Below are 12,915 nucleotides of genomic sequence, written 5' to 3'. Positions count from 1 at the left end.
ATTGATGATCCTGTTTACACTCCCATCATACTTTATAAACATTTATGTTTGTTTAGTGTTGCATTATTGATCCAGATACTGTTTAATTAAAGTATCCTATTGGGAGATACCCTATAGTACATATCAACAATAAAGAATTTTGACGATAAACCGCCGAAGTTCTTTATCTATACAAATTCTAATATACTCAGGAGGGATTTTTCCATGGCATTTCAATTACCAGCACTTCCTTATGCAAACAACGCACTCGAACCACACATCGACGCTTTGACGATGGAAATTCACCATGATAGACACCATAACACATATGTGACTAATCTGAACGCAGCTTTGGAAAAGGCACCTGAATTGCAAAGCAAAAGCATCGAAGAACTTCTTACAGATCTGAACGCTGTACCAGAAGCTATCCGCACTGCTGTTCGTAACAATGGTGGCGGACACGCTAACCACACCTTGTTCTGGGAAGTTATCGGACCAAACGGCGGCGGCGCACCAACTGGCGCACTTGCAGCAGCTATTGATAGTGAACTAGGCGGATTCGAAAAATTCAAAGAAGATTTCGCAGCAGCAGCAACTACTCGTTTCGGCAGTGGCTGGGCTTGGCTAGTTGTTAAAGATGGCAAACTGGCAGTAACAAGCACACCTAACCAAGACAACCCAATCAGCGAAGGCGCTACTCCAATCCTCGGACTTGATGTATGGGAGCACGCTTACTACCTGAACTACCAAAACAAACGCCCTGATTACATCAAAGCGTTCTGGAACGTAGTAAACTGGGAAGAAGTTGGCAAACGTTACGAAAGCGCGAAATAAGGAATTAAATTACGGATAAAGTCATAGCCTTCAAGGCTGTGGATTTACCGCTTAACTAAGTATAAACAAAGAAGGTATCTCCGAGCCGTTATGGCTAAGGGATACCTTCTTTTGTGTTTGGGTCGTTTATTTGGGTGGGTGTGTAGAGAGTTTGTTTGAGACTAATTTCGTTTAGAAGCAGATTTGTTAAAAACAGGGTTCGTTAGAAACAGGGTTCGTTAGAAACAAATAGAGTAGATCATTATCCTCGGACATCGCTTTTTTACGCCGCTTGAATGCAGATCAATGAGTGTGGAACGAGACTGCCCTTTATCGTACCGCTGTTGGAAAGACGCCTAAATGAGGCATTCTGCTTCTAATTAGGGAATAACTCCCTCTAATTCTGCTCATAAACACTTAAATACGAGTAATTAGGGAAATCCTCCCTCTAAATCATCCATATTGGAGCATAATACAGGTATTCACCCAAATTAAAGGGAGTTTTTCCCTAAAAAGATCAAAAACAGATCCCCACAGGCAGTTTATAGGGAGGAATTCCCTTTAAACTGACCACGGGGATGAGATAAGTGATCATGTTTAGATGCGTACGCCACTCTCTCTTCACACATAACTTATATATTCAACACATCAAACTGTATCAACTCACTCAGCACAATCGACGCATTCATCACATCTTAAACATCTACATATTCAACTCGCTCAGCACAATCGACGCATTTAACATATTTCCTACTCCAGAGACTTTGGATGCGTTTCTTACTCATCGACTTCAGCGTACTTTGCTTACTTCAGGCACTTCTCGTATATCTGCTGCTTCTCTTACAACTCATTCTTTTGCCACATCGGATAATCTGCTACTTCCCCGACTTCGCCAGCTCTTCCTGCTCATCGAAATAAAGGTTCAGCAGCTTCAAGAAGACATTAGGGAACGCATAATTAGCCATGTCCTCACGACTGATCCAGCGCACGGCTCCGCCATCCTCTGGACTAGCATTACCGTCCTCAAATTTCTCGACGGGCACGCTGCTGTCCATCTCTGGGAACAGGCCTGCATCCGCGGTGTAGGCTGCCCGTACTTCTGCCGCTATTGGCAGCGGAAGGGCGTCCTCCTCCCTGCACCGATACACCTGCAGGGTCCACACAATATGGCTGAAGATATGCTCAGCAGCCATCCAGTGCTCCTCAGGCCGGGCGGAGATCCCGGCCTGCCGCAGTGACCGGCGCAGCCGGTCCAGCGCCGCGGCCTCCGGCAGCCGCGCGCTCTTAGCGCCGCCTTCCGCTGGCGGCGCCTGCCAGTGCGGCAGCTCCCACATGCGGGCTAACAGCCCGCTTTGTGGCCGCTGCCGGATGAGCACTTGGCCCGCGTGGGCACCGCGGCCCTCGATTAAGGCCGCCAGCCGCTCCTCTGGGCGCGGCGGCTTGGCCTTGGTCTTGACGGGCAGCGAAGTCTCGCAGCCCGCCAGGCGCGCAGCGCAATGCTCCATCACCGGGCAGGTTAAGCAGCTCGGTGATTTCGGGGTGCATACGAGCGCCCCGAGCTCCATAAGCGCCTGATTAAATGAGGCAGCTTCCCCCTCCGGGATCAGCTCAGCCGCCAGGCGCTCCATTTTCACGCGGGTGGGTCCCTTAGCGATATCATCCTCGATGAGGAAGTATCGGGACAACACCCGCATTACATTACCATCTACCGCTGGTTCTGGCCGATTAAACGCGATGCTGAGAATAGCCCCTGCTGTGTAAGGACCCACTCCCTTTAAGCTGAACACCGCATCACGGTCATTCGGCACCTGTCCACCATAAAGCTCCTTTACCTGCTTGGCTGCATGCTGTATATTACGTGCGCGGGAATAATACCCTAAGCCTTCCCAACACTTAAGCACGTCTTCTTCAGGGGCGTCAGCGAGTGACTCCACCGTCGGAAAGCGTTCAATAAAACGATTAAAATAAGGGATTACAGTATCTACCCTTGTCTGCTGCAGCATGATTTCAGAAATCCAAATATAATAAGGATTGCGGTGCCTGCGCCAAGGCAAATCCCGTTTCTGCCCTTGATACCACTCCAGCAAATGATAACTGAAATATTGCTTGGCCTCCCGCAGCTCCTGATCTTGTTTATCTTGTCCTTCTTTAAAATCCAGCTGTTTTGGTCGTTCATCTTGATCTTGCAGATCTTGTCCTTTTTTTAACTCTCGTCCTTCTTCTCGTTCCTGCAAATCCTGTCGTTCTTGTTGTTTCATTGTAACTCTCCTTGCCCTTCTATAATCACGGTTCAATTCATGAACCTAGCTCCTCCACCACCACCGCAAAAGCTGAAGCCAAATCACGGCCATGCGTTATCGTAAGATGAATGGTATACTTCTGTCCTTCAGGTAGATCTAGTCTGCTCCAGGCTTCGCATGATAAGGTTACTTCCGGCTTACCTTTGCGGCCAGGTAATATCTCAATATCCTGAAAACCAACCACATTACCAATGCCACAACCTAAAGCCTTCACAACAGCTTCCTTGGCAGCAAAACGCCCGGCTACGAACTCAGCCAACCTTCCACCTCGTTGCTCAGCAAGCTGGTACTCTTGCTCCGTTAGGATGCGCTGGTTGAATTTCTTGCCCTGTCCCCTGCGTATTACCTCTGAGATTCGCTCAATTTCTAACACATCATGTCCGATTCCGTAAATCAAAATTTCACGCTCCTTATGGACGTGTATCCTATACTACTTCAATAATGGTATGATCATTATACAGGTCATTCATTTCAATTTTAAATTATAGTCCTATAAGATTCTTTCTGCTATCTTAAAAGAAAATGCTTTGGAAGTCTATCTAGCCGCTTTCGTGATGGACTAGCTGATTTACTTCATTTATATATAGAGAGAGGGGATTACCCTATGCAGCATCGTAATTTCGAAATACCCGCTGGTGAAGACGCTGTTCTCCGCTGCTCACACTTTCCTGCCCAAGAAGCACCTAAGAGCCTTATCGTTATTGCACACGGCTACAAGGGCTTCAAAGATTGGGGGATGTTTCCTTACATAGCCACTACTCTCAGCCAAGATCATGAAGTGATCACCTTCAACTTCTCTCATGCTGGAATCGGAGAGGATCTGCTGCATTTTACCGAGCTTGAGAAATTCGCCCGCAACACCTTTCGTCGCGAGCTGAAGGACATGGAAATACTGTTGTCCTACCTTAGCCAGCACCCGAAATTCGGCAGCTTGCCCTTATTCCTTCTAGGACATAGTCTTGGAGGGGGCATTTGTCTAGTCTACACGCTTGATCATCCGAGTGAAGTTAGCGGGGTCATCTCCTGGAACGGGGTTACGAAGCTCGATTTGTTGACGGAAGAACAAAAGCAGGAGATGAAGCAAACAGGACGAACCCATGTCCTTAATGCACGCACAGGCCAACAAATGCCGCTGGATGCTGTTATTTTAGAAGATATGGAGAACCAACAAGAACGTTATAATATCCTTGAACGCATGAAGACAGCGTCCTTCCCAGTTGTTCTTATTCAAGGCAGTCTGGATGGAGCGCACCTCCGGCAAGGATCTGAGCAGCTCACTGAGCTCCGACCCGATATTAACTGGGTTCATATTCCTGAGGGTAATCATACCTTCGGTACTGTGCATCCTTTTGCCGGCACTACCCCACAATTGGAGCTTGCGATTGCTTCGACCACTAATTTTATCGATCAAACGCTGGCTAACTAAGATTCTTGTAGCTTATCCATCTTACAAAAAACCGCCACGAGAGCTGCTACAACGCAGACCCGTGGCGGTTTCTACTTCTACCTATTCTAAATTCCAGGAATGACATTGCGCTTATGCGCCGTTCTCCGGTAATAATTCTCGAGTTTCTCCGCTACCTCAGGGTTAACCTGTTTGCCTTCCAAATAATCGCTATTATCATCATAAGTAATGCCCAGCTCGGTTTCATCCGTCTGCCCCGGCCATAAGCCTGCCGTAGGTGCTTTAGTAACAATATCCGCAGGCACACCAATATGAGCAGCTAATTGACGAACCTGACGTTTGTTAAGTGTGGATAGAGGTGTAATATCTACAGCGCCATCCCCCCACTTGGTGTAGAAACCCGTAATGGCTTCTGAAGCATGATCCGTTCCTACTACAATCAGATTGTTCTCAAAAGAGAGCGCATATTGCATAACCATACGTGTTCTCGCTTTAACATTCCCCTTGCCTTGATGGGTCATATGACGATGTTGGCCCAAGGACTTCAGGCTATGCTCAACTTCAAGCGCAATCTCATTTACAGCTTCCTCAATGTTTGTCTCCACGGTATGGGTCAGATTAAAAGCTTTTGCGACATCATAGCTGTGCTGGATATCCTCTTGAACACCATATGGCTGGTATACGCCAAGCGTAATATACTCTGTGCCTTCTTGAGCCGACAGCTCGTCCGTAGCCTGCTTACACAGACCCGCAGCTACCGCGCTGTCCACCCCGCCGCTAATGGCGATCAATAATCCTTTGGCACCTGCCTTCAGCACGTACGACTTTAAGAAATCAACCCGTTTGCGTACCTCTGCTTCTACATCAATCGTTGGCTTCACACCAAGATCTGCAATAATTTCTTCCTGCAAACTCACAAACCACACCCCGTTCCATCAGAAATGGTTCCATATCCATCAAAATATCCATACCAAGTGAAGCTCTATGCTTCTAAGTATATTCTATCCCATTATCGCTCTTATATTTTGAAAAATCCCGCAACAGCCGAATTACCGACTAATGCGAGATTATATGGAATAACTTTTTTACTTGCAAAAACGATCAAAAACTTCTTTCAACTCAGCAGCAATTTCAGCAGCCGAACGATTTTCAACACTATGGCGTTCAATAAAATGAACGAGCTCTCCATCCTTCATCAATGCGATGGAAGGGGAAGATGGCGGATAAGGAGCAAAATATTCACGCGCTTTAGCAGTAGCTTCTTTCTCTTGACCTGCAAACACTGTGAACAAGTGATCCGGAGCGATCTCATTTTGCAATGCCTGAGCTACACCAGGACGGCATTGTCCAGCGGCACAACCACAGACCGAATTCACGACTACAAGCGCCGTACCTTTTGCGGTAGGAAGAGTGGCTTCCACCTCTTCTGGAGTCATAAGCTCCTGAAACCCAATGCTTGTAAGGTCATCACGCATAGGCTGAATCGAATCTCTCATATATTGATTAAAAGACATGGACATTTCTCTGCACTCTCCTTCACTGATTACTGTTTTGTCAGATAACATTACAGCAGTACTTACTAACTTTATTATACATTCATACTCTGTGAAAGCAAGAGATGCTACAGTAACCTGATTTAATCCGTAAGCATGGCTTCACTATATTCATCCTTTACTAAAGGGAATGAGATGGTAAATACTGTACCCTCTCCTTCTACAGAATCTACAGTTATTTTACCGTTATGCCGTTCCACAATACTGAGACACAAGGATAACCCTAGACCCGTTCCCTCCCTTTTTGTTGTGAAGAAAGGGGAAAACAGCTTCTCTCGTTGACTGTCCGACATACCGATTCCTCTATCCCTTACAATTAGCTCCACTTGTTCCTGAGTACTATGTGTTTCCAGTGTCAGAATCCCCTTGGATCCCATAGCCTCCATGCCGTTGCGGCCTAAATTAAGGATAAGCTGCTTGATTTCCCGAACGTTTAACTCCAATTCATGGATGGATGCGTTCAGCTTTAGCTCAACACTTTGACCACGAAGATTAGCATCCGCCCACAGCAGCGGACTGACTTCTTCTATAACTCGGTGTAATAGCACTTTCTCCTTATCGGATATCCGGCTTTGTGCCAGCGATAGGAAATCATTAATAATGCTATTCGCCCGATCCAGCTCCTCCAATACGATCTGATAATAAGAATCCAAATCATCCGAGCTCTTTTCTCTCATTAGCTGTAAAAATCCGCGAACTACCGCCATAGGATTACGAATCTCATGGGTAATTCCGGCAGCCATCTGCCCTACTAAGCTCAATCGTTCCACATGATCCAGCTCTGAGCGGAGTTTCACTTCATCCGTAATATCCTGTGCAATGAGTACCACTCCACTCGTTAATCCTGAGTTCTTATGCATTAGTGGTGCTGAATAAATTTGATAGATCCGCGTTCCATGAATCATTCGCTCATGGGAACGCCGTTTATGCTGAATGTTATCCCGTACCCTCATATATGCATCAACATCCGCTGAACCATTAAAAAATTCCCTAACCGGCTTGCCAATAATATCTTCCCTTTTCAAATTGGGATAATGAATTCGTGCCATTCCCAACATACAATCATTGAGGTCGGTCACAACTCCGTGATCATCCAGGGACATAATACTCAGAGGTACTACATTTGTAATCTGCTGCAGCTTCTCAGACTCCCACTGGAAATTATCACTTATACTTTCCATATGTATTTTAGCCCGCCAACTACTCCAGACCATTTCAACAAAATAAACAAAAATACCGCCTAGTGCGATGCTGAAAAATAGATACAAAGTAATCAAAAGTGACTCGCCAGAATGAGCCTCATATATATTTTTTCCACCTATAATAGGCACAAGTGCAATGAACAACATATTCGGACAAAGAACCATCCATAACATACCTATCTTCTCTACCACTGTGCCTTTCTTAAAAGGCTTAGCCAGCCCAAACAGCAACGGATATAATAATATTCCTGAATTTAATATCATATTACTTATTCCTGCTGGCTCTGCAATGAATATATTACAGACAAGCAAAAAGATGGACAGCAGAATGCCTGAACGTACAGTTCCATATAAAATACCGATATAAGCAGGAATCATTCCTAAATTCAAATAAGCAATACCGAATAAAGTCGTCGAAAGAAGAGAGCATAGCATAAGACTTAACGCACACGCCAAAACCAAAAAAGTTTGATTATCCGGGAAACTACCTTTTTTTCGAGCCACAAGCCCTCGGTCCACCCACCACTGAATCAGAAAAAGAAAGGAGCATGCTGCCGATATTTGCAATAATATATCCTTAATTGCGCCAATAATTACAATCACACCCCAAAATGGACAAATTGCCCTACATGACTAGATTAAAGCACAGGATTACTCTCCTGACAACGATTATAACCAAGTGAGCGGACAAGACTGGTTACATGACAGTCAGAATGGTATGATTCCGTTAGGAAAACACGAAGTAACACCCGTGTCTTAACATGTAAAGGAGTAAAATTTCATGAGCAACTTCGATGTGATCGTCATAGGTGGCGGCCCTTCGGGATTAATGGCAAGCGTGGCCGCAGCAGAACACGGGGCATCCGTACTACTGATCGACAAGGGAGCTAAGCTAGGACGAAAGCTCGGGATATCTGGTGGCGGACGCTGCAATGTAACGAACGTCAAGGAGAGAGATGAGTTAATCTCCCATATCCCGGGAAACGGGCGGTTTTTGTATAGCGCCTTCGACCATTTTAATAATCAAGATATCATTGCCTTTTTTGAAGGCTTAGGCATTGCATTAAAGGAAGAAGACAACGGACGGATGTTTCCCGTCTCCGATAAGGCCTCCAGCGTCGTCTCCGCCTTAATCAACAAAGTACGGGGTCTAGGTGTGCAGATTATGACGGATAGTCCTGTTTCACGTGTAATATATGGAGAAGGGGCTGTTAAAGGCGTTCAGCTGGGCTCGGGCAAAATGATTTCCAGTGCTGCCGTAATCATCGCCACCGGAGGAAAGTCCGTTCCTCAGACCGGCTCTACTGGAGATGGGTACCCATGGGCTGAAGCCGCAGGCCACACCATTACTGAGCTATTTCCGACAGAGGTACCGATTATTTCACGGGAAGAGTGGATTAAATCCGGTGAGCTGCAAGGATTGTCGCTACGCGATGTGACACTTACTGTATGGAATCCAAAAGGAAAAAAGGTCATTTCTCATCGTGGAGATATGATCTTCACCCATTTTGGATTATCCGGGCCAATTGTACTGCGCTGCAGCCAATTTCTGAGACAGGTCCAGCGTAAATCAGGGAATGACACGGTTGAGATGTCCATCGATCTCTTCCCTGATCTGAACTTGCAAGAAGTGGAATCATCGCTGCAGGACAAGCTGGACCAGGAGCCGAAGAAAGCGATCCGCAATTCACTAAAGGGGCTGCTGCCAGAACGTCTCATTCCCCTCTTGTTAGCTAAAGCTGACCTCGATGGAGATATTACGGGTCATCATGTATCCAAGAATGGATTGCATGCGCTAGCAGGTATCTTGAAAAGGATGCCCGTTAATGTTCATGGTACCCGCTCCCTGTCCGAAGCCTTTGTTACGGGTGGCGGCGTAAATCTGAAAGAGATCGATCCCAAAAGAATGGAATCTAAGCTTATGCAGGGGTTATTCTTCTGTGGAGAGGTACTCGATATCCATGGCTACACTGGTGGCTACAATATTACAGCAGCGTTCTCTACTGGATATACAGCAGGCAAACATGCCGCTGACCTTCGCCTTAGTTAATGCGTTGCAACTAAAAACAGCGTGACTTGAGAGGTTTCTCAAGTCACGCTGTTTTTTTATCTATCTATCAATCTTTGCCCAATCGGAACGTACCAAATATTCTGCTTATAAAGAGTCCAACCATGTATCCAACCGGTACGAACAAGATGATCCCCCACCATCCATATAAAGAGAGACAGATTAGTGCGGAGGTAATCATTGTAAAGGGAAGTAATAAAATAGGGACCGCATGCATACCCGCTTCAGCCTTTTGTTCTTTCGTAAATGGAAGTATCCCGATGTAATCATCCCCAACAAACAAAGACCAGAACGAAAACAGCCAAAAAGTCATAAGCGATGTTAATACTACAAATCCTAGCCATTTAAATCCCGATGGAATGATAAGGATCGCTACCGCGGACACGGCAGTGAAAGCCAAGTAAAGCTTCAAATGGGCCGGATTCCGTATGAGTGCCTTAATCGCTGCCGCAGAGAAACGGCTCTCGGCAGTCTTTGATTTAAGCAAAGGCTGCGACTTCCGGAAAATCCATGGCTTATGGCGAGTCGGGCGAGGTTTATCCAGAACATGGCGGAGCAGTATGGCCGCTATCTTCATTCGCTGCTTGTAGTCCTCCCGCACATCGTTCATAAATGTCCCACGCATCAATAAGCGCCACCGGAAAGCAAATATTGCAACGACTGTGAATACAACCGCACTCAGCAATATGATGAGCGGGCGATCATTCCAAAGGCTAGCTACTCTGAAATAAATAGCGTTCGGGACGGAGATCGCCAGAAATAGCCATAACCAGCGGCGCCAGCCTTGCTTCTGTACTTTTACAAGATGTCCCAGTAGCTTCACACACCAGCTGCACGCCAAGGTCAGCGCGAACAGCGCCCATACCTCCGATGACGTCATCTCAAATCCCCGAATCAGAAAAGGCAGTAACAGTGCAAAAGCTACACAGAACTTCAGCGAGGTTACAATCAGGCTGTAGAGCAACCCGCGAAATAGGATCGTATTCATCCATCGTTGCCGTTGTCTAAGAAATAATAGATCGCCTTCCTGCAATAATAGCACCAAGCCCCCGTTGCAGATCAAGAGCACTAATAATGAAGGAATGAGCATAAACGGCAAATTCACACTCCAAGCCGGTAGCGCCTCATTCCAGAACCCATAATACAAACGCCCTCCCAATAATCCCCCGGGAATAAGAATATATAAAAGAACGGTCCAATCAGCCGCCGTACGGATAATAGCGGATTGCTCACGCCAATGAGAGAATAGCCGCCGTCTGAATAGTTGTTTAGCGTTAGAAAAAGCAAACGCCCGCTGTCCCTGCTTACTCATGTTAATTCGTCGAAGCAATCAAACAACGACGCCTCCGGCAGTCCAGCATAATCACGTATATCTTCGAGTGTTCCTGAGGCGGCAACCTTTCCCCCGGAGATCAATACGAAATCATCGCATATCTTCTCTGCTGTATCCAGTACATGCGTAGACATTAATACACCAGCTCCGCGCTTCCGCTCCGCTTCTAGCAGCCGCAGGAAATCTTTAGTGGCGCGGGGGTCTAAACCAATAAATGGCTCGTCCACAATATAAACATCCGGTTGTACCAAGAAGCCAAGCATTAGCATCATTTTTTGTTTCATGCCCTTAGAGAATCCAGCTGGAAGATCATTGCGCACATGGCCCATACCAAACTGCTTCAACAGTCTTTCTGCAGTTTCTTCGAACTGTTCGTACTTCAGTCCATAGGCAGCGGCCGCTAAATCCAAGTGCTCCCACAATGTCAAATCCTCATAAAACACAGGCTGCTCCGGAACATAAGCGTAAGATTTATTAACTCCACTAAAAGACACCTTAGCCTTGGTATTCTTCAACAAACCAAGCAGGGTCTTAATGGTTGTACTTTTCCCAGCACCATTAGGTCCGATCAGTCCGAGCAGTTGACCTCGCTTCACTTGAAAAGAAATATCGAATATGCAAGGATCTCCCGCTTCATAGCCAGCTTCATCGATCTCAACATCGAGCACAATGTCGTCATAGCTCTCGGTATCCACTGTAGTTTCTTCTTTTTCCATACTCTCCATCTCCTAGTACTTCTAATAAATACTATTATAAATTGCATTCCCTATTGCGTATATGAATGATATTCAAATGATCAACAGAGGCAATCGCAACTTATCTAATCGTACTATATATTTTTCCTGAAAATAATCAAGCTGCTTTTTTCACAATAATAACTTAAGCCCTGCGAAATATCGAATAAAAGAAACCTCCCATCAAAGGGAGGTCTGTCCTACAAGGTCCATGTTATTCGTCGCAGCTATTCCTTCCTGCTTCTTGATCGCCGCTTCATCCCTGCGCTCGATTTTACCACGCAGCATTAACAGCCCTAGTCCTAGCAATCCTGTAAGCAAACCAGATAGAATAAAGGCAGATACCGGCCCAGATGCTGTCACTAAGGCTCCACCGGCTACAGGTCCTAGAATAACAGCTGCGCTTGTCAGGCTGCCTATGGTTCCAAATACACGACCCGTGTATTCCGCAGGTGTCCGTTGCTGGAGCATTGAATTGAAGGGGATAAACGCTAGTCCTGCACCCACACCAGCAAACATGAAGGACCCAAACAAAGCAATGTTCATCCAGATTCCGGCTTGACCATGAGCAGTTACGATCCCTGCACTTGAGAAGACAACGCCCATGATTACAGCACCTAATCCCATAAAAATAAGCGGATGCTTACCACTGCCTAATCGGCTTACAAGCAGCGCAGATAGCAAGGTTCCAAAGCCACTGGCTGCTACACACCACCCCAGCAGATCTCCGTTCACACCTGGAATCTCCCGGAATAACGTTACAATCTGAGAGTCTCCGATCTGTAGCATTAGCAGCACCAGTACTAGCATAACAATGCCACACAGCACTACAGGCATTCCTGCAATCACATGCAGACCTGCCGACATTTCTTGGCGGAAGGATTTACGCACCTCCGTATCCCCCCCGCTTGCTTCCGTATCTTCCTTCTTTATCACAGCTGTACGCGGTAATCCAAGCAAAATAATCGCTGATAAAACGAATGTAGCAGAATCGATCATATAACAAACAGATATGCCGAAGGCTGCAACTAGCAATCCACCAAGAGCTGGACCCACAATTTTAGTTATCTGCTCTATAGATGAGCTAAGCGCCATTGCTTTATCCATCTGAGCCGCAGGAACAAGTTCCTTAATCTTTCCGCTTTTGGCCGGAGAGAACAGCACATCCATACATCCCTTAGCCAGCAGCAGCACATAAACCTGCCACAGCGAGCCTGCAAATACCAAGCAAATAACAACCGCTGCACGGGCTATATCCGAACCAATCATTAGTGCCTTGCGGTTAAAACGATCACTTAAATAACCTGCAAACGGTCCTCCTAAGAGCAAAGGCACTGCCATACATAAAGATATAGCCGTAATTTCCCACGGTGTGGCATTCCATTTAAACCCTACCATTGTCAGTAGCGCTAGTATATGCAACCAGTCTCCTACATTCGATACAAGCTGTGCCGCAATAAGCAGCATGAATGGTTTATTTGCGGTTAGCTTACTTTCTTTTAAACCATCAATATGATGTTCCTCCATC

The 12,915-nt window shown here is 46.2% G+C and carries 11 protein-coding genes; 3 read left to right on the top strand and 8 right to left on the bottom strand.

What is annotated here, in order from left to right; translation table 11 throughout:
- Nucleotides 1–204 precede the first annotated feature (204 nt).
- Entirely contained in the window at nt 205–813 is a 609-nt protein-coding gene (locus NSS87_RS02965; protein WP_042184652.1) for a superoxide dismutase, read from the top strand.
- 854 nt (nt 814–1,667) lie between these two features.
- Here NSS87_RS02965 and mutY read toward each other — a convergent pair.
- Together mutY and acpS are read right to left on the bottom strand one after the other, a co-directional pair.
- Nucleotides 1,668–3,050: an A/G-specific adenine glycosylase gene (mutY, locus tag NSS87_RS02960; protein ID WP_339244625.1), complete on the bottom strand. Its 1,383-nt coding sequence runs from the start codon at nt 3,048–3,050 to the stop codon at nt 1,668–1,670.
- Nucleotides 3,051–3,087: 37 nt separating this feature from the next.
- The gene (acpS, locus tag NSS87_RS02955; protein ID WP_339244623.1) at nt 3,088–3,489 is read right to left on the bottom strand and encodes a holo-ACP synthase; all 402 of its coding nucleotides are present in this window, start codon (nt 3,487–3,489) and stop codon (nt 3,088–3,090) included.
- Nucleotides 3,490–3,696: 207 nt separating this feature from the next.
- Between acpS and NSS87_RS02950 the strand changes: the two genes are divergently transcribed.
- Nucleotides 3,697–4,518 carry an alpha/beta fold hydrolase gene (locus tag NSS87_RS02950; protein WP_042184648.1) on the top strand — a complete coding sequence of 274 codons (822 nt, stop codon included), beginning with the start codon at nt 3,697–3,699 and terminating at the stop codon, nt 4,516–4,518.
- Nucleotides 4,519–4,604: 86 nt separating this feature from the next.
- On the opposite strand, the gene nadE is transcribed toward NSS87_RS02950, so the two are convergent.
- From nadE to NSS87_RS02935, 3 genes are all read right to left on the bottom strand, one after another.
- A complete protein-coding gene (nadE, locus tag NSS87_RS02945; protein WP_042184646.1) occupies nt 4,605–5,414 on the bottom strand; it encodes an ammonia-dependent NAD(+) synthetase in 810 nt (269 codons plus the stop codon).
- 168 nt (nt 5,415–5,582) lie between these two features.
- Nucleotides 5,583–6,017, bottom strand: a complete 435-nt coding sequence (locus NSS87_RS02940) for a BrxA/BrxB family bacilliredoxin (RefSeq protein ID WP_042184644.1) — start codon at nt 6,015–6,017, stop codon at nt 5,583–5,585.
- Nucleotides 6,018–6,133: 116 nt separating this feature from the next.
- A complete protein-coding gene (locus tag NSS87_RS02935; RefSeq protein ID WP_339244620.1) occupies nt 6,134–7,756 on the bottom strand; it encodes an ATP-binding protein in 1,623 nt (540 codons plus the stop codon).
- Between the two features lie 277 nt (nt 7,757–8,033).
- Here NSS87_RS02935 and NSS87_RS02930 point away from each other — a divergent pair, with 277 nt between their 5' ends.
- Nucleotides 8,034–9,302 carry an NAD(P)/FAD-dependent oxidoreductase gene (locus NSS87_RS02930; protein ID WP_339244618.1) on the top strand — a complete coding sequence of 423 codons (1,269 nt, stop codon included), beginning with the start codon at nt 8,034–8,036 and terminating at the stop codon, nt 9,300–9,302.
- Nucleotides 9,303–9,369: 67 nt separating this feature from the next.
- Here the strand turns inward: NSS87_RS02930 and NSS87_RS02925 are convergent, their stop codons facing one another.
- The 3 genes from NSS87_RS02925 to NSS87_RS02915 form a co-directional block, all read right to left on the bottom strand.
- Nucleotides 9,370–10,650, bottom strand: a complete 1,281-nt coding sequence (locus NSS87_RS02925; protein ID WP_197071259.1) for an ABC transporter permease — start codon at nt 10,648–10,650, stop codon at nt 9,370–9,372.
- Complete coding sequence (locus tag NSS87_RS02920; protein ID WP_042184638.1) at nt 10,629–11,369, bottom strand: ABC transporter ATP-binding protein; 741 nt, start codon at nt 11,367–11,369, stop codon at nt 10,629–10,631. The genes NSS87_RS02925 and NSS87_RS02920 overlap by 22 nt, the downstream gene beginning before the upstream one ends.
- Before the next feature lie 201 nt (nt 11,370–11,570).
- Complete coding sequence (locus NSS87_RS02915) at nt 11,571–12,914, bottom strand: MFS transporter (RefSeq protein WP_339244615.1); 1,344 nt, start codon at nt 12,912–12,914, stop codon at nt 11,571–11,573.
- Nucleotide 12,915: the final 1 nt, after the last annotated feature.

This window comes from Paenibacillus sp. FSL F4-0243, from assembly GCF_037963295.1.
Lineage (GTDB): Bacteria > Bacillota > Bacilli > Paenibacillales > Paenibacillaceae > Paenibacillus_AQ.
The sequence above is the reverse complement of the archived record's forward strand: the minus strand, read 5'-3'. Positions and strand labels throughout refer to the sequence as shown.

Bases quoted from the DNA above. Each gene is read 5' to 3' on its own strand.
- NSS87_RS02965 (WP_042184652.1), top strand. From the start codon at position 205: ATGGCATTTCAATTACCAGCACTTCCTTATGCAAACAACGCACTCGAA.
- mutY (WP_339244625.1), bottom strand. From the start codon at position 3,050: ATGAAACAACAAGAACGACAGGATTTGCAGGAACGAGAAGAAGGACGA.
- NSS87_RS02950 (WP_042184648.1), top strand. From the start codon at position 3,697: ATGCAGCATCGTAATTTCGAAATACCCGCTGGTGAAGACGCTGTTCTC.
- NSS87_RS02940 (WP_042184644.1), bottom strand. From the start codon at position 6,017: ATGTCCATGTCTTTTAATCAATATATGAGAGATTCGATTCAGCCTATG.
- NSS87_RS02930 (WP_339244618.1), top strand. From the start codon at position 8,034: ATGAGCAACTTCGATGTGATCGTCATAGGTGGCGGCCCTTCGGGATTA.
- NSS87_RS02920 (WP_042184638.1), bottom strand. From the start codon at position 11,369: ATGGAAAAAGAAGAAACTACAGTGGATACCGAGAGCTATGACGACATT.
- NSS87_RS02915 (WP_339244615.1), bottom strand. From the start codon at position 12,914: ATGGAGGAACATCATATTGATGGTTTAAAAGAAAGTAAGCTAACCGCA.